Here is a 17938-nt window from a genome sequence, read left to right on the forward strand (position 1 = left end):
AAACTGTTACTTTTGACAAAGTTCTTTTCGTTGGTGGCGAAAACGTTAAAGTTGGTAGCCCAGTTGTAGAAGGTGCAACAGTTACTGCGAAAGTTGAAAAACAAGGTCGCGCTAAGAAAATTATCGTTTTCAAATACAAAGCGAAAAAGAACAATCGTAAGAAACAAGGTCATCGTCAACCTTACACTAAGCTAGTTGTTGAAGCTATCAACGCTTAATCCAGGTTAACATGATTAAAATTACGATAAGTCGCACGAAATTAGGAAGTATCCAATCATTTAAAATGACTGGACATGCCGATTATGCGCCACATGGACAAGACCTTGTCTGTGCTGGAACTACAGCGGTTGTGTTTGGTTCTATAAATGCAGTGGAAGAACTTTGTAATGTGCAGGCAACTATTGAACTCGGAAGTGATGGCGGATTCTTAACGTATGAATTGCCTAATGATTTAGACGTTCATACAGTAGAAAAAGCACAGATACTTTTGGAAGGATTGGTTGTTTCGCTTAAGACGATCGAACTTGATTACGGAAAGTATATCCGTTTAATAGAAAAAGTGCAGGAGGTGTAACGTATGTTAAGATTAGATCTTCAGTTTTTCGCATCTAAGAAAGGTGTAGGTAGTACAAAGAACGGTCGTGACTCTCAGTCAAAACGTCTTGGTGCTAAACGCGCAGATGGTCAAACGGTTTCAGGTGGTTCAATTCTTTACCGTCAACGCGGTACAAAAATTTATCCAGGTGTTAACGTTGGTCGTGGTGGCGATGACACTTTATACGCGAAAGTTGACGGCGTAGTACGCTTTGAGCGTCTTGGCCGTGACCGCAAACAAGTGAGCGTATATCCTGTTGCTCAAGAAGCATAAGAACTCACGGAAAACTCTAACCTGAGTGCAGGTTAGAGTTTTTCTATATTAAGGGGTATCTAAATGAATGAAAAATGGACAATTATAGATGCATTGCGCCATTCAAGACATGATTGGCTCAATCGTATGCAGATGGTGAAAGGAAACCTTTCCCTTGGAAAAGTGGAAGAAATTCATAGTCTCATCGATCGTTTTGTCCAAGAAGCGAGACAAGAATCCAATCTGATGGGGCTATCAATGCCTTTATTTTCAGAGTGGATTTTAACATATAATTGGAAACAGCAGCCGTGCTTATTGGAGTACGAAGTATTAGGGAAATTACATAACTTATCTCACTTAGATGAGACTGTATGTACATGGACGAATCAATTTTTCTCGATGCTTCAGCATAGTTTAGACGTATATGTTGAAAATTATGTTTGTATCACAATTGAATGTGACGCGGATAATGCTCGTTTCTTTTTTGATTTTCGTGGTAAGCTAACGAGTGTAGAAGAACTACAGAATTGGCTTGCGACCCAAAACAATAAATGGTATTCCATTTCTTATACAGTGCGAGACGAAGAAGTCTCAGTTATATTACAACCAATTGAAAAAGTGTGGTGAAATAATGTTTGTAGATCAGGTCAAGATATATGTAAAAGGCGGCGACGGTGGTAACGGTATGGTTGCGTATCGTCGTGAGAAGTATGTTCCTAAAGGTGGCCCAGCAGGTGGCGACGGCGGTAAAGGTGCAGATGTTGTTTTCGTAGTTGAGGAAGGCTTACGTACATTAATGGACTTCCGCTACCAACGTCATTTCAAAGCTGATCGCGGTCAGCACGGAATGAGTAAAGGTCAGCACGGACGTAAATCTGAAGATTTAATCGTAAAGGTTCCACCAGGAACAATAGTAAAAGATGAAAAAACTGGTCAAATTCTTGCCGATTTAGTAACGCATGAACAAACTGCTGTAATCGCAAGAGGTGGCCGTGGTGGCCGTGGTAACTCACGTTTCGCAACAGCTACGAACCCAGCACCAGAAATCGCTGAGAACGGAGAACCAGGTCAAGAACGTGATGTCATTCTAGAACTTAAAGTACTAGCAGATGTTGGACTTGTTGGATTCCCAAGTGTAGGTAAATCTACATTATTATCTGTTGTATCATCAGCACGTCCGAAAATTGCAGAGTATCACTTTACAACAATCGTTCCGAATCTTGGTGTTGTTGAAACTGGTGATAACCGCAGCTTCGTGATGGCTGACCTTCCTGGACTAATTGAAGGCGCACATGCTGGCGTTGGACTTGGACACCAATTCTTACGTCATATCGAGCGTACACGTGTAATTGTACATGTTATTGATATGTCTGGTTTAGAAGGCCGTGAGCCATATGAAGATTATGTTACAATTAATAATGAATTAAAAGAATACAATATGCGTTTAACAGAGCGTCCGCAAGTTGTTGTAGCAAACAAAATGGATATGCCAGATGCAGAAGAGAACTTACAAGCATTTAAAGAGAAAGTGGGAGACGAAGTAAAAATCTTCCCAATTTCAGCTGTAACGAAACAAGGTGTTCGTGATTTACTATTTGAAGTAGCGAACTTATTAGAAACAACACCAGAATTCCCAATGTATGATGTTGTCGAAGAGTCTGAAGCAAGTGTAATGTATAAATTTGATGCTGAAAGTCTTAAATTTGAAATTACACGTGAAAGTGACGGCACATTTGTTATTTCTGGTTACGATATCGAGAAGACATTCAAAATGACAGACTTCTCACGTGATGAATCTATACGTCGTTTCGCTCGCCAAATGCGCGGAATGGGTATTGATGAAGCGCTTCGTGCACGTGGTGCAAAAGACGGAGATATTGTAAAAATTCTTGAATATGAATTTGAATTTATCGATTAAGACTGCCGAAATATGGCAGTCTTTTTTTTATCCCACTATTTGCCCGTAGAACCTCCACTGATTAAAGTATCACTTTATATTGCAATAGTTAGATTATTATAGGGAAAAATCCCCACTAATTAAATTTTCAATTTATAATGGAAAAAGGAGTAAATGTAGAAGAATTCTTTTATGGGGAGAAAAAGAACATGTATAAAATATTAATTGTAGAAGATGATGAGAAAATTGCGGGAATATTAGAGGAGCATTTAGAAAGGTATGGCTATCAATCATTTAGAGCAAGTGATTTACGTCATATAAAAGATGAGTTTGTAAAAATAAATCCTCATCTTGTGTTACTTGATATTAACTTACCGTACTTTGACGGTTTTTATTGGTGTCGTCAAATTCGTACTGTATCGAATGCGCCGATTATTTTTGTTTCTGCAAGAACAGGGGAAATGGATCAAGTGATGGCGATTGAAAATGGCGGCGATGATTATATTACGAAGCCATTCCATTTAGATATCGTAATGGCAAAGGTGAAGAGTGCGCTTCGCCGTGGCTATGGAGAGTATGCCTCTGCTGCTGAAAGTGATTGTTTAGGTGTAAATGGACTGTTGTTATTCCCGTCCCAGCATATCGTTGAGTGGCAGGGACAACAAACTGAACTGACAAAAAATGAGTTTTACTTATTAGAGTGTTTAATGAAACAGGTGAATCAATATGTAACGCGTGAAGAACTGTTAGAAGCTCTATGGGATGAAGTAGCATTTGTGGATGATAATACATTAACCGTAAATGTAAAACGTGTAAGGAAGAAACTAGAAGAGCTAGGCATTAAAAATGCAATTGTAACGAAACGTGGATATGGTTATGCGCTTCTTACGGAGTGGGGCGAAGGGCATGAAGGTTAAAAATTACCTCGTGGATCGCTTTCCTTTAATTCTTTCTTATATTGTTAGCCTTTGTTTATTTGGGCTCGTTTTGCAGTTGCAAAGTCTTTTAGAAAAGAAATCCATTGATTGGAGTACGTGGTTATATGGACTTTTATTAGGAACAGTTGTGTTTACTGTATACCTCATTTACGATTATCGAAAACGGAGTGTGTTTTTAAAGAGGATCGAAAAGTACGTTACTGGCGGAAATACATTACATGACTCTTTACTTATTGATGAATCTTATACATCAGAGCAAGAAATGGTCGTTGAATCTTTTACGTTATTAAGACAGCAATATATGAATGAAATTCATAAACAGCATGCGAAAGAGCAACAGCAAATGATATTTATGAACCAATGGATTCACCAAATGAAAACACCAGTATCTGTTATTGAATTATTGTTGCAGAAGTTTGGCAAAGAGCATCGTGAGGCAAGAGTAACAGTTGAAAGTATCCGTGAAGAAAATAACCGTATACTAAATGGGTTAGATTTAGCGTTACATATGGCAAGACTAGAGCAGTTTGCGAAAGATTATAAGGTAGAAGTAGTAAATGTTATAGATATCGTGCGAGGTATTATTAATGAAAACCGAAAATCCTTCATTCAATCGTCTGTATTCCCGAAAGTGATGTTTGAAGAAGATACTTGTATGGTTGCATCTGATAGAAAATGGCTGAGCATTGCTATAGGTCAAATTGTTGTAAACGCAATCAAGTATACCAAAATTTCAGCGGTAGAGAAAAAAGAAATTCAATTTCAAATTGAAGAGAAAAATCAAAAGGTGTTATTACATATTAAGGACAATGGAATTGGTATTCCAGAGCAAGACGTAAAGCGCATATTTGACCCATTCTTTACGGGAATAAATGGACGTAAAACGAGAGAAGCGACTGGGATGGGCTTATATATTACGAAGGAAATTTGCGATAATTTACATCATGGAATGTATGTTCAATCGGCTGAAGGAGAAGGGACAACATTCACGTTCCAATTTGCAAAAGATGAAGAATATCATACATTGATGAGAAAAATGACAAAACTGTAAGATAACAAAACGTTTTGTAAGGGAAATCACTCGTTTCTTTTTCTTATTTTTCTTATAGTAAATGTAAGAAGAAAACACATAGGGGGATTAGAAATGAGTGTTCTTGAAGTAAAAGGATTAACGAAGGTGTACCAATCAAAAGGTTCAGTAGCGACGACTGCTTTAAACGATATAAATTTTAAAATAGAAGAAGGCGAATTTGTAGGGATTATGGGTCCTTCAGGAAGCGGGAAAACGACGCTTTTAAATTTATTAGCAACAATTGATAAGCAAACTTCAGGTCATGTACTTGTAAATGGTGAAGAAATTAATCAAATGCGTGCTGCCAAATTAGCGGAGTTTCGCCGTACACATTTAGGATTCATCTTCCAAGATTTTAACTTACTTGATACGTTATCCATTAAAGAAAACATCATTTTACCACTTGTAATGGCGAAGAAATCTGTAAATGAAATCGATGCGAAAGTACTGGAAATTGCGAAGTTTTTAAACATCGAAGAAATTTTAAATAAAAAAGTATACGAAGTATCAGGCGGACAACAGCAACGTGCAGCAGCTGCGAGAGCGATTATTCATGAGCCTACGTTAATTTTAGCAGATGAGCCGACTGGAAACTTAGATTCGAAGTCAGCAAAATCATTAATGAGCGCGTTGCAAGACTTACATGAACAAAAGAAAGTGACAATTGCAATGGTAACGCATGATCCAGTAGCAGCGAGTTATTGCGAACGTATTCTATTCATTCGCGACGGAGAAATTTTCTCAGAAATACATAAAGGAAGAACGAAACAAGCCTTTTTCCAAGAAATTCTGGACGTACTTGCGATGCTAGGAGGAGAATATCATGAACTTTCGCCAGCTCGCGCTTAATAACGTAAAAGGGAATTGGCGTAACTATAAAGCGTTTCTTATAAGTAGTTGTTTATCGATTGTCGTATTTTTCATGTATGCTTCTTTTATTTATCATCCAGATGTCGTAAGCGGTAATATTAGTATGAGAAAGATGATTACAAAAGGATTAGAATCGATGAATTATATTGTGGTCATCTTCTCGGCACTCTTTATTTTATATGCAAATTCAACGTTTTTACGAGCAAGAAAAAAAGAGTTTGGTCTACTAACATTAATAGGCGGAACGAAATCGCAGCTCGGCCGAATGATTATATTAGAACAACTGATGTTAGGTGGTATTGCAATTGTAGTTGGTATTGGGGTTGGAATGCTTTGTTCAAAATTATTTTTCCAAGCGTTAAGCGTATTATTGAAAATAGATAAGACACTTCCACTCGTTTGGAATAGTAAAGCAGTTCTTATTACAGCTGGTGTATACTTTATTCTATTTTTAATCCTATCATTATTTAGTGTTTGGACAGTAGGACGCTTGCAAATTATTGATTTATTAAAAGAAGCAAGAAAACAAAAAGTAGAGCCGTTTGCATTTACATGGTTAAGTGTAGTTGGTATAGGATGTATTATTGCTGCATATGTACTTAGCTTCCAAGTAACGTTTCTGAATTTCATCATCCTCTTTTTACCGGTGGTAGGACTGACAATTGGCGGAACGTATTTACTATTTACACAAGGTAGTACAGTTGTATTAAAAGCATTACAAAAAAGAAAGCAATCTTTCTATACGTATCCAAATATGTTTGTTCTTAGCAACCTTATTTATAAAATGAAAGATAATGCTCGTTTTCTATTTGTAATTTCTATTATTACGGCGATTGTATCCTCGGCAGTTGGCACGCTTTACGTATATTTTGAAAATTTGAGTGCGAAAACTGTAGAACTTACACCACATGCTATCTCATATGAGGAAAAGGGGTTAAATACATATAGCCTTATTAATGAAGAAAAGGTACAGGAGCTTGTGAAGAGACACGGGTTTGAAGATGCGCGAAAAGTAACATACATAAAACTACCAGCAACACAGAAAATAACGTTGTTTAATAGTGAACATGAAGTACCGATGACGATTATTTCAGAAAAAGAATATAATGCGGAAGTGCGTAAACAAAAGAGAGAGCAACCTTCAGAAATTCATAATGCAATGGGTAGTGCAACGATGGTTATGGTTGATATGTCAAATGAACTGATGAAGATAGATCGTACGAAACCGTATGAATTTACAATTAACGGACAAAAGCAGTCTGTTCAATTAAATGCCCCAACGCAGTATTCTGTTTTTAATGATAGTGAATATCTCGTTGTAAATGATCAAGATTTTGAGAAATATGCAAAACTCGTACCAGATGAAGAAAAGACGAAATATTACGGTTATTATATTGAGGATTGGAAAAGTACAGAAGATCTTGTATTAGATTTGAAAAATGAAATTGCACCAGAAAAGCAAGGAGAATTGAGAAATTCAATGTTTGCGTATAAGGATATAAGAGAAGGTGGAGCAATTACAATGTTCATCGGTTTCTTCGTAGCAGTACTGTTCTTCTTCTTCGCTTGTAGTATGACATACTTTAAATGGTTTAACGATAAAGAACAAGATCGTATTCAATTTAAATCGTTAAAGAGAATCGGTATGACAGATAAAGAAATTCGCAAAATTGCGATTCGACAAATGGGAGTTATCTTCTTTATCCCAATTTTAATCGGTTCCATTCATAGTGGAGTTGCTCTTCATACGTTAGGGAAAATGCTTTATATTGATTTGTGGAAATCAGGTGCGCTTGTAATTGGAGCATACATTTTAGCTTCTGCCATTTACTTTATGATCGCGCAAAGAGGATATTTAAAACACGTAAAAAGCTAGGGGAATCTCTAGCTTTTTGCCTATGTAGTAAGTTACAGGAGGACGATAGATGAACATTCGGCAACTAGCGCTGCAAAATATAAAAGGAAATTGGCGTAATTATAAAGTGTTTTTCTTAAGTAGTTGTTTTGCAATATTTGCTTCTTACGCATATATGTCTGTCATTGTGCATCCATATATGCAAGAGACGATGTGGTATCAAAACGTACGCTGGGGACTTATCATATGTAATGTTATAATCATTTCTTTTTTCGTCATATTTATTTTGTACTCTACTTCTATTTTCATAGAAGCACGTAAGAAAGAATTAGGGTTATATATGTTAATGGGAGCAACGAAGTCTAACGTAATAGGAGTGATTATGACCGAGCAAATTTTAATCGGGGTCTTCGCGAATATTTTCGGTATTGGGCTTGGTATGATATTTTTAAAACTCTTTTTTATGGTATTTAGTATGTTACTGGGGCTTCCGAAAGAACTACCTGTTATATTTGACGTAAGGGCGATTGGTGTAACATTTATTACATATATAGTCGTTTTTATTCTATTATCTTTTATAAGTGCTTTACGTATATGGAATATAAAAATCATTCGGTTATTGAAAGAATTTCGAACAGATAAAAAAGAGAAGAAAACATCAAAGTGGCTCTGTTTATTCGGTTTTGCTTGTTTAGTGGGCGGGTATGCGTTGGCGCTACAAGTGACGATGGCTACGATAGCGATATACTTTTTCCCTGTGTCTATACTTGTCTTTTTTGGAACGTACTTTTCTTTCGCGCATGGTGCTACCCAAGTGTTAGAAATGATAAAGCGAAATAAAAAGATTATGTATACATATCCGTATTTATTTATAGTGAATCAATTGTCACATCGAATGAAGGAAAATGGTCGCTTTTTCTTTCTGATGTCTATGGCAACGACGTTTGTAGTTACAGCAACAGGTACGGTGTTCTTATATTTTTCTAGCATGCAAGATATGTGGCGAACTGGAGGGATACACTCGTTTTCGTACATAGAAAAAGGTATTTCTACTCATGAAGTCTTTGAAGAAGGTGCGGTTGAAAAATTACTGCATCAATATGAGTATGATGATTTTCAATATATGAGTTTTATTGGAGTGTATGCATCCTTTCAGTCTAATAAGGGAGAAACAACAATAGCGCCGCTTATAAAAGAAAGTGAATATAACCAAGAAGCGAGGAAACAAAAACAGAAAACGTATCGTCCTAAAAAAGGTACAGTGACACTCGTTTATTATAATAAATACAATAATTCGAATGTATATAATCAAAAAGAGATTCAATTGCAAGTAATGAATCAACCATATCAATTCGTATTTAACGGTCAGAAAGAAGGTGTTCAATTTAACCATCATCCCTCGTACATTAATGGTCTGTTCTTCGTTATGAATGATGAAGATTTTGACAGTATAGCAAATCAGGTTCCTGATTCTGAAAAAATGATATATAGAGGCTACACATTACCAAATATCGAAAAGACGAAGAAATTAAATGAAGATTTACGGAAACATATGAAACAAGATAATAATGCATTTCGAAGCAATATGGAGTTATATGTAAATATGAAAGAAGGCGGCGATATTACTCTATTTGTAGGCTCATTTATTAGTATATTATTTTTTCTTACTTCATGTAGTATCGTGTATTTTAAATGGTTCCATAATATTGCATCGGACCGAAAGCAGTATGGTGCACTCTCTAAACTTGGAATGACGAAGGAAGAAGTATGGAAAATTTCTCGTTGGCAATTATGTATGCTATTTTTTGCGCCAATTATAGTAGGGAGTATGCATAGTGCAGTTGCGTTATATACGTTTCATAATACGCTTTTTATGGATGGATCATTAAGAAAAGTAGGTTTGTTCATTCTGTTTTATATCGCAGCATGTATCATTTATTTCTTCTTCGCTCAAAGAGAATATAAGAAACATTTAGACTAGCGAAAGCTAGTCTTTTTTTAATATTCGAAATTTGCATAGAAGAATATAAAAAAGTATGGTATAACAGTAAGAAAACGAAAAAGAGGGGAAAAGACGATGATTCGAGTAGGATATTTAGGACCAGAAGCAACATTTACAAATATGGCGGTGAGTCGTTTTTTTCCGGAAGCAGAGCATGTACCGTATCGAACGATTCCAGATTGTATAGATGCAGCTGCAAATGAAAATGTAGACTTCGCAGTTGTACCGTTAGAAAATGCAATAGAAGGTTCAGTGAATATAACGGTTGATTACCTTGTACATGAGCAGCCGCTTTCCATTGTAGGAGAAATTACAGTACCAATTCAGCAGCATTTACTTGTACATCCGCAGTATGCAGAAGTGTGGGATGAAGTATATGCGGTGCATTCTCATCCGCATGCCATTGCACAGTGCCATAAATTTTTAAATGAAGAATTAAAAGGAGTAACTGTTCGAGATATGACATCCACAAGTGCCGCTGCGCAATATGTGAAAGAACATCCTGAAGAGAAAATTGCCGCTATTGCAAATGAAGCAGCTGCAGAAAAATATGGATTAACAATTGTGAGGCGTAGCATTCATACGCATAAAAATAATCACACACGTTTCCTAGTACTCCATAAGAAAAAGAAAGCAGTACTCCCGAATAACGGAGAGAACCGCGGAGAGAAAACGACGCTTATGATAACGTTACCTGCAGATTATGCAGGTGCCCTATATCAAGTGTTATCAGCTTTCGCATGGAGAAAATTAAACTTATCAAAAATCGAATCGCGTCCGATGAAAACAGGTCTTGGAAATTACTTTTTCTTAATCGATGTCGATAAAGCGTATGATGACGTATTATTGCCAGGCGTAACGATGGAACTTGAAGCACTCGGTTTTTCTGTTACTGTGCTGGGGAGTTATTCTTCTTATTGGTTGTAAAGGGAGCTGTTGTTAAACTTGTTTGAAATGAAAAGTTGTTTATCGGTTTGAGGCAGAGTAAGCTATCGATTCTATTGGAGTAAGTGATGTAATTAAGCTAGCAAAATAAAGAAGCCGTCCTAAAAGATATTTTAGGACGGCTTTCTGTTAGGAATAGGTCACTCTTTTGTCGTGTTTTTAGTACGCATCATTACAACTATTATAATAATAGGATTCATCATTGTTCGAATTACTGCAGCAAATACAATTCGTTTGTTGTATTAATAGATTAAGTGTAGATGGAGCTACAGTATCTGAGAAAGTAATACTCAAAACATCTTCTACTAAAAATGTTTTAATATCTCCTGGTGTTAAGGTAAATGTAAGTGGAGAGCGATGGTTTAATCTTGCAATTGTTAATCTAATCGTTGTTGCAAATGCAGGACTGAAACTAAATTTAATAAGTGTCTTATTATGATTTTTAGTGAAGTTTTCAAATACAGTTCGAGGAATTCCAGTTGTTATATCAAGATCTTGAGGGGTATCTTCCGTACCGAAAATAGTATAGTTCTGTATAAAACAGTTAGTTGAATCTGAATTTGAAGAATTACATGGATGATCATTTTTCTTATAATATTTTTTTCCATTTTTTAAGAAGTAATCTGCCATAACTAATCACTCCCTTCATATATAAGGGTTAAAGGTTGTCCATATATAATATGAAATATATTTTTATATGTTTGGACGTGAAGGAAGAGAAAATAAAAATACCCCCATTAGATAAACAGATTTTTATTTTTTATCTGTCTACCTAATGGGGAGCATATCAGAACTCAATACTGTTTTACCTGGTGGGATTCTTTATTTTAACTTCACAAGACGCTCTTCTAACTGACCACGCCAAATATCAGCTAGTTCTGGAACAGCAAGAATTTTTTCTATGCCATCTTTATCTTTTCTATTATGAAAATAGATTTCGTTAGAGAACAACACAGAAATATTGCTCGGTTGACGTTCTAGTAATGTAATTTTAGAATCTTTACGTACAGTACCTTCTTGAAGAACACGGCATAGGTAGCCAGTAAATCCAGTTGCTACAATGCGCGGCAAAATGCCAGGAATACCGAGGCGTTTTGAAATAGTGCTACAAGGTACTCTTGCTTGTGTCACTTGAATGATTGCTTCACCTAGTTGATATGTATCTCCGATGCAAACATCACGCTCTAACATATTTGTTACGGTAATGTTTTCGCCAAATGTGGAAGCTGGAAGCGTAGTTTGAAATTCCTCTTCCCATAGTGCGTAATGCTCGTGTGGGTATACACAAACAGCTCGATCAGGACCGCCATGATGTTTTAAATCTGCTACGTCATCGCCGAGGAATCCATCTTTTGAGAGGAAAGCTTCTTCTGTAAGTTCCTTACATATACCAGTAATCATTTCTTTATCTTCGCTATATTTCATTTGTTTCGGTTTGCCAATGCTAAAGTGAACGAGTTTAATTCCCATAAGTGATCTCCTTTACGATTGATTACAATATTATAGCATTAAAAAAGCACAGAGAATTATAAAAACTCTGTGCTTTACATTAATAAACGAGAAATCCTGCTTTATCCAGTGCCTTGCAAGCAGCATCTAACTTTTCTTTAGAATCGGCCTCAATTGTATGTAAGTGAATACCATCTGTTAGTTGCGAAAGGTAAGAAGCATTTGTGTTTTCTATTTTTTGTAAATATTGTTCTACATCAAAGCGATTACTTACCATAATAGATGCTGTTAAATCGCCGTATACAGGATGCTCAACTTTTACGTCTTTAATCGTAACACCGTGATCAACAAGCATTGTAAGTTCTTGACGTACTTCTGCTGGTTTGTGCTGGCATACGATTACGCGTTCAAAAGCTTGTTGTTTCTCTTGTGGCTTTAAATATAAATAGCCTTGAGCAGTCGCAATAATTGGTTCGTTTCGTGCTTTAAGTAAGGAAATATCTTGCACGATAACTTGCCTACTTACGTTTGTCTTCTTCGATAGTTCATTTCCAGATAACGGCTCATTTGCAGCGAGAAGCCACTGGAGGATAAGCTGTCGTCTTTCTTCACCTAAAATCTTTTTTTGTTCATTTTGTTTCATTATGATTTAACACCTCTATAAAATTGATTTCCAATTGTGTGTAGTGCATGAATAGTAGTATCAATTTGATCTTTCGTTGTTTGTTGTCCGAAAGAGAAGCGGACATATTGTTTGGCCTCTTCATACGTTTTTCCAATTGCAAGCATGGTTTTCGAAGGTTCTTGTTTACCGACTTGGCAAGCACTTCCGGTGGAAATGGCAATACCATGACGATTACATTCTAGCATAGTATATTGACCTTCTATTCCTTTTATTGTAACCCCAACAATATGTGGTAAACAAGAAGTAGAATGACCTTCTACTTCAATTTCTAGCGGAAGTGTTTGTATTTGCTCTAAAAAGTAGGATCGTAACTCTTTAAAACGTAAACTTTCTTCCCATTGAGTTTTTAATATATTTTCAGCAGCTGTTAAAAAAGATGCGATGCCGGGAACGTTAACTGTACCTGGGCGAAATCCTTTTTCGTGAGAAGTTCCTGGAAATACTTGTTCCCAGCGAGATTGCGGATTTATGTAGCAAGCGCCGACACCTTTTGGTCCGTATATTTTATGTGCTGAAACAGAAAGACTATCAATCCCCATCTCAAAAACATGGATAGGCAGTTTACCAAACGTTTGCACACAATCCGTATGAAATAAAACATTATATTTTTTCAAAATTGCCCCGATTTCTGTAATGTTTTGAACGGTTCCGATTTCAGAGTTTCCATGCTGTATACTTGCTAGCACAGTATCTTCTGTAATAGATGCCTCTAAATCTACTAAACAAATGAGTCCGCTTTTATCAACAGGAATTTCAGTGATCGTATAGCCTTTTGATTTTAGAGATTGAAAATAACTTCGAATGGATGCATGTTCCATAGGTGTCGTAATAATATGCTTCTTATTTCGGGCATTTAGAAGTGATTGGATCGCAAGATAGTTTGATTCTGAGCCACCGCTTGTGAAGAATACTCCTTGTTCTTTTCCACCAATCATTTCCGCGAATGTTTTTCGGCAAACTTGTAATAAAGAAGAAGCCGTTCCTCCAATGTCATGTAAACTTTGTTCATTTCCGAAGTATTGAGAAGCTGCTTTCATATATGTTTGTAACGCTTCCTCGCTCATAGGTGTAGTAGCTGCATAGTCAAGATATATCATCATGTAAGTTCCTCTCTCTAGTAAGAGTTACATTTCTTTTACTTTTTAAATGGTAGTGAAAATAAGAATTATAAAAAAACTCTTGTCATTATTTTAAAACTATGTAAATATAGGTGTCAAGACAGTTGAAAAGTGTAAAGTAGGAGGCAACAATTATGCCAAGTGCAGATGTCTTAATTATTGGAAGTGGCGTTGCGGCACTTCGTGTTGCAAAAGAGATTTGTCACGAAAAGAATGTGATTATTATCACAAAGGAGACGAAACGTAATAATAATACACATTTAGCTCAAGGTGGAATTGCCGCAGCGGTAGCTACATATGACAATCCTAATGATCATTTTGAAGATACGTTAGTAGCAGGGTGTCATTATAATAATGAAGAAGTGGTCCGTTATTTAGTTGAGGAAGGGCCGAAAGAAATTAATAACCTTATTGAAAGAGGAATGAAATTTGATGGAGATGAAACAGGTCCTCATCTTGGAAAAGAAGGAGCGCATCGAAAACGTCGTATTTTACATGCAGGTGGCGATGCAACAGGAAAGAATTTATTAGAGCATCTTATTCAAGAAGTAGCTCCATACGTTACGGTAGTGGAACAGGAAATGGTGCTCGATTTTATTATAGAAAAAGATAAATGTGTTGGGGCTTTAACTCGTAACAATAAAGGAGAACTGAAACGTTACAATGCAGATTATACGGTGTTAGCTTCAGGCGGTATTGGCGGTTTATACGCCTTTACTTCTAATGATGAGACAATTACAGGCGATGGTCTTGCAATGGTGTACCGTGCAGGCGGAGAGCTTGTAGATTTAGAGTTTATACAATTTCATCCGACGATGTTATACGCGGGTGGGCGTTGTTCCGGCCTCGTGTCTGAAGCTGTTCGCGGAGAAGGAGCTGTTCTTATAAATGGAAAAGGGCAGCGTTTTATGATGGATATACATTCCGAACAGGATCTAGCGCCTCGTGATGTAGTCGCAAGGGCTATTCATGAACAGCTACTTGCGGGTGAAAAAGTGTACTTAAACATCGAAATGATTCAAAACTTTGAACAACGCTTTCCGACCGTGTCATCGATATGTAAAACAAATGGAGTCGATATAAATAAAAAACTTATTCCAGTCGTGCCCGGTACTCATTTTCACATGGGCGGCGTGAAAACGAACTGTGATGGAGAGACGTCTATTCCGAACCTATACGCAGTCGGTGAAGTAGCTTGTAATGGGGTTCATGGTGCAAATAGATTAGCGAGTAATTCATTATTAGAAGGTCTTGTGTTTGGAAAAAGAATCGGACGACACATTTTATCTAGAGAGACAAAAGAAAAGGTGAGCATGCTAGCCGAAAAGGAAGCGAAGTTTATCGTTCTGAATCATTTACCGACGAAAGAAGAAATACAAAAATGCATGATGAAATATGTTGGGATTGTGCGAACAGAGCAAAGTTTATCTTATGCGAAGAGATGGCTTAGTAAGTACGGTGTTCGAAATATGATATTACAACATGATGTTCTTACGAATGAAGAGATAACACTTATTAATATGTTAACGGTTTGTGAGCTTATAGTTGTGTCAGCTCTGCAAAGAGAAGAAAGTATTGGTGGGCATTACCGGAGTGATTATCCAGATAGAAATGTAGGAAAGAAAGAGATTGTTCGAGTAAAGAGAAAACTACAACTTGTGTGATGAGGGGAAGAGGGGCTTTATGAACACGATAAAAGTGAAAGAAGCATTAAATCGATTTTTTTTAGAAGATATAGGAGAAAGAGATGTAACATCTCAGCTTATTTTTCCAGATAACTTGCTTTCAAAAGGAACGTTTCTTTCGAAGGATACAGGGGTCTTTGCAGGACGTTTAGTAATTGAATCGGGATTTAAATTAATTGATGAGAGAATTGAAGTAGAGCTTCATAAAAAAGATGGGGATCTTGTAGAAAAAGGCGAAATCATTGCAACTGTGCAAGGTCCAATTGCATCGTTATTAACAGCAGAGCGCGTTATATTAAATGTTATCCAGCGTATGAGCGGAATAGCGACGATGACGCGTAAAGCGGTTCTTGCTTTAGATAGCAGCCATACACGTATTTGTGATACGCGAAAAACAATGCCGGGGCTACGTATGTTTGATAAGTATGCAGTCGTGTGCGGAGGAGGATTTAATCACCGTTTCGGTTTATATGATGGTGTCATGATCAAAGACAATCATATTGCCTTTGCGGGTTCTATTACGAAAGCTGTTACATCGCTGAAAGAAAAATTAGGACATATGGTGAAAGTAGAAGTGGAAACAGAAACGGAGGAGCAAGTGAGAGAGGCTGTAGCGGCTGGTGCGGATATTATTATGTTTGATAACCGTACGCCAGATGAGATTAGAGAGTTTTCAAAGATTGTACCAAGTGCCATCGTTACGGAAGCATCAGGAGGCATTACAATTGAAGATTTATCGAAATACGGAAAAACAGGGGTAGATTATATTTCACTTGGAGCGTTAACACATTCAGTGAAAGCACTTGATATTAGTTTCAATATTGAAGGGTAAGGAAAGTCGCTTAGAGGGGGAGAAAGGAATATGAGTATTTTAGAAAAAGTGCAACCAATTGAAACGATGTTACCGGAGCGTTATCACAAGATGTCAAAAGAAGATATGGAAAAGCGTGTTCATGAAATTAAAGAAAAAATGGGGAAAATGTTATTCATTCCAGGACATCATTACCAAAAAGATGAAGTGGTACAATTTTCAGATGCAGCAGGGGATTCACTTCAGCTTGCGCAAGTTGCAGCGAGCAATAAAGACGCAAAGTATATTGTGTTTTGCGGGGTGCACTTTATGGCGGAAACAGCAGATATGTTAACGACAGATGATCAAATCGTTATTTTGCCAGATATGCGTGCAGGATGTTCGATGGCAGATATGGCAGATATTGAACAAACAGAAAGAGCGTGGAAAGAGCTCACGAAATTATTTGGAGATACGATGATTCCGTTAACGTATGTGAACTCTACAGCTGCAATTAAAGCGTTTTGTGGTCGTAACGGAGGAGCAACAGTAACTTCTTCTAATGCAAAGCAAATGGTATCTTGGGCGTTTACTCAAAAAGAACGTCTCGTCTTTTTACCGGATCAACATTTAGGAAGAAATACAGCGTACGACTTAGGTATCCCGTTAGATAAAATGGCAGTATGGGATCCGCATACTGATTCTTTAGAGTACGATGGAGATATAGAAGAAATTCAAGTGATTTTATGGAAAGGTCATTGTTCAGTTCATCAAAACTTTACAGTGAAAAACATAGAGAATGTACGAAAAAATCATCCGGATATGAATATTATTGTACATCCAGAATGTTGCTATGAAGTTGTAGCTGCTTCAGATTATGCAGGGTCAACGAAATATATTATTGATATGATTGAATCAGCGCCATCTGGTAGCAAATGGGCGATTGGTACAGAAATGAATTTAGTGAACCGAATTATTCAGCAACATCCAGATAAAGAAATTGTTTCACTTAATCCATTTATGTGTCCATGTTTAACGATGAACCGAATTGATCTGCCTCACTTATTATGGGCACTTGAAACGATAGAAAGAGGAGAAGAAATTAACGTTATTAGTGTAGATAAACAAGTAACCGCAGAAGCGGTTCTTGCATTAAATCGTATGTTAGAGCGTGTGTAAAGCAACGGTATTCCCGTTGCTTTTTTTCATGCACATAATCATAACGAGAACGAAATGGGCATACATTGTTGTGAAGAAATCATTGCGATTTTTTTATGCTTATTCCACTTCAAATGATATTGAAAATCGAAGAAGTGATGAAAGTGAAAAGAAGTTAACGTTATTTAGAAAGAGTTACTTCATGAGATTTGTTACTTATAGATAAGTTATACAGGAGGGGGAAAATTTGAAAATTCATATCGTGCAAAAAGGGGATACCCTTTGGAAAATTGCGAAAAAGTACGGAGTGGATTTTGATACGCTGAAACAAACAAATACACAACTTAGTAATCCTGATCTAATCATGCCAGGTATGAAAATTAAAGTGCCATCAAAGAGTGTTCATATGAAACAACAGGCTGGAGCAGGCTCAGCGCCTCCAAAGCAATACGTAAAAGAAGTGCAGCAAAAAGAATTTGCAGCAACACCAACTCCGCTTGGAATAGAAGATGAAGAAGAAGTTACGTATCAATCAGCACCAATTACACAGCAGCCAGCTATGCAACAAACACAAAAAGAAGTGCAAGTAAAACCGCAGAAGGAGATGCAAGTAAAGCCGCAAAAAGA

19 protein-coding genes are annotated in these 17938 nt (G+C 36.8%); 15 read left to right on the forward strand and 4 right to left on the reverse strand.

What is annotated here, in order from left to right; genetic code table 11:
- The 11 genes from rplU to pheA form a co-directional block, all read left to right on the forward strand.
- Window positions 1-218, forward strand: a 218-nt coding sequence (gene rplU, locus MR167_RS25600; protein WP_242315842.1) for a 50S ribosomal protein L21, incomplete at its 5' end; no start/stop codon positions are given.
- Between the two features lie 11 nt (window positions 219-229).
- Window positions 230-574: a ribosomal-processing cysteine protease Prp gene (locus MR167_RS25605; RefSeq protein ID WP_002082112.1), complete on the forward strand. Its 345-nt coding sequence runs from the start codon at window positions 230-232 to the stop codon at window positions 572-574.
- Between the two features lie 3 nt (window positions 575-577).
- Window positions 578-868, forward strand: a complete 291-nt coding sequence (gene rpmA / locus MR167_RS25610; RefSeq protein WP_000944957.1) for a 50S ribosomal protein L27 — start codon at window positions 578-580, stop codon at window positions 866-868.
- Window positions 869-931: 63 nt separating this feature from the next.
- Complete coding sequence (locus MR167_RS25615) at window positions 932-1474, forward strand: sporulation initiation phosphotransferase B (protein ID WP_001003585.1); 543 nt, start codon at window positions 932-934, stop codon at window positions 1472-1474.
- A gap of 4 nt (window positions 1475-1478) precedes the next feature.
- A complete protein-coding gene (obgE, locus tag MR167_RS25620) occupies window positions 1479-2765 on the forward strand; it encodes a GTPase ObgE (protein ID WP_000497121.1) in 1287 nt (428 codons plus the stop codon).
- Window positions 2766-2953: 188 nt separating this feature from the next.
- Entirely contained in the window at window positions 2954-3661 is a 708-nt protein-coding gene (locus MR167_RS25625) for a response regulator transcription factor (protein ID WP_002082113.1), read from the forward strand.
- Entirely contained in the window at window positions 3651-4733 is a 1083-nt protein-coding gene (locus MR167_RS25630) for a HAMP domain-containing histidine kinase (protein WP_000865417.1), read from the forward strand. The genes MR167_RS25625 and MR167_RS25630 overlap by 11 nt, the downstream gene beginning before the upstream one ends.
- Before the next feature lie 93 nt (window positions 4734-4826).
- Complete coding sequence (locus MR167_RS25635) at window positions 4827-5603, forward strand: ABC transporter ATP-binding protein (RefSeq protein WP_000114530.1); 777 nt, start codon at window positions 4827-4829, stop codon at window positions 5601-5603.
- The gene (locus MR167_RS25640; protein WP_242315843.1) at window positions 5578-7500 is read left to right on the forward strand and encodes an ABC transporter permease; all 1923 of its coding nucleotides are present in this window, start codon (window positions 5578-5580) and stop codon (window positions 7498-7500) included. Before MR167_RS25635 ends, MR167_RS25640 begins: the two co-directional genes overlap by 26 nt.
- A gap of 49 nt (window positions 7501-7549) precedes the next feature.
- Window positions 7550-9460 carry an ABC transporter permease gene (locus MR167_RS25645; protein WP_001026363.1) on the forward strand — a complete coding sequence of 637 codons (1911 nt, stop codon included), beginning with the start codon at window positions 7550-7552 and terminating at the stop codon, window positions 9458-9460.
- A gap of 96 nt (window positions 9461-9556) precedes the next feature.
- Complete coding sequence (gene pheA / locus MR167_RS25650; protein WP_000621701.1) at window positions 9557-10408, forward strand: prephenate dehydratase; 852 nt, start codon at window positions 9557-9559, stop codon at window positions 10406-10408.
- 177 nt (window positions 10409-10585) lie between these two features.
- Here pheA and MR167_RS25655 read toward each other — a convergent pair whose 3' ends face one another.
- The 4 genes from MR167_RS25655 to MR167_RS25670 form a co-directional block, all read right to left on the reverse strand.
- Window positions 10586-11056: a hypothetical protein gene (locus MR167_RS25655; protein ID WP_000796367.1), complete on the reverse strand. Its 471-nt coding sequence runs from the start codon at window positions 11054-11056 to the stop codon at window positions 10586-10588.
- A 192-nt stretch (window positions 11057-11248) separates the two neighbouring features.
- Window positions 11249-11896 carry an MOSC domain-containing protein gene (locus MR167_RS25660; RefSeq protein ID WP_000511662.1) on the reverse strand — a complete coding sequence of 216 codons (648 nt, stop codon included), beginning with the start codon at window positions 11894-11896 and terminating at the stop codon, window positions 11249-11251.
- 79 nt (window positions 11897-11975) lie between these two features.
- Window positions 11976-12518: a transcription repressor NadR gene (locus MR167_RS25665; protein WP_000812273.1), complete on the reverse strand. Its 543-nt coding sequence runs from the start codon at window positions 12516-12518 to the stop codon at window positions 11976-11978.
- Window positions 12518-13660: an IscS subfamily cysteine desulfurase gene (locus MR167_RS25670; protein WP_000973781.1), complete on the reverse strand. Its 1143-nt coding sequence runs from the start codon at window positions 13658-13660 to the stop codon at window positions 12518-12520. The genes MR167_RS25665 and MR167_RS25670 overlap by 1 nt, the downstream gene beginning before the upstream one ends.
- A 152-nt stretch (window positions 13661-13812) precedes the next feature.
- Between MR167_RS25670 and nadB the strand changes: the two genes are divergently transcribed.
- The 4 genes from nadB to safA all read left to right on the forward strand — a co-directional run.
- Complete coding sequence (nadB, locus tag MR167_RS25675; protein WP_001138541.1) at window positions 13813-15342, forward strand: L-aspartate oxidase; 1530 nt, start codon at window positions 13813-13815, stop codon at window positions 15340-15342.
- Window positions 15343-15361: 19 nt separating this feature from the next.
- Window positions 15362-16195: a carboxylating nicotinate-nucleotide diphosphorylase gene (gene nadC, locus MR167_RS25680; RefSeq protein WP_001092241.1), complete on the forward strand. Its 834-nt coding sequence runs from the start codon at window positions 15362-15364 to the stop codon at window positions 16193-16195.
- A gap of 30 nt (window positions 16196-16225) precedes the next feature.
- The gene (gene nadA, locus MR167_RS25685; protein ID WP_000025283.1) at window positions 16226-17332 is read left to right on the forward strand and encodes a quinolinate synthase NadA; all 1107 of its coding nucleotides are present in this window, start codon (window positions 16226-16228) and stop codon (window positions 17330-17332) included.
- Window positions 17333-17558: 226 nt separating this feature from the next.
- Window positions 17559-17938 (forward strand): SafA/ExsA family spore coat assembly protein (gene safA, locus MR167_RS25690; protein WP_242315845.1); only part of this gene is annotated, 380 nt, incomplete at its 3' end.

It is taken from the genome of Bacillus cereus group sp. BfR-BA-01355 (assembly GCF_022663675.1).
Taxonomy (GTDB): Bacteria; Bacillota; Bacilli; order Bacillales; family Bacillaceae_G; genus Bacillus_A; species Bacillus_A thuringiensis_S.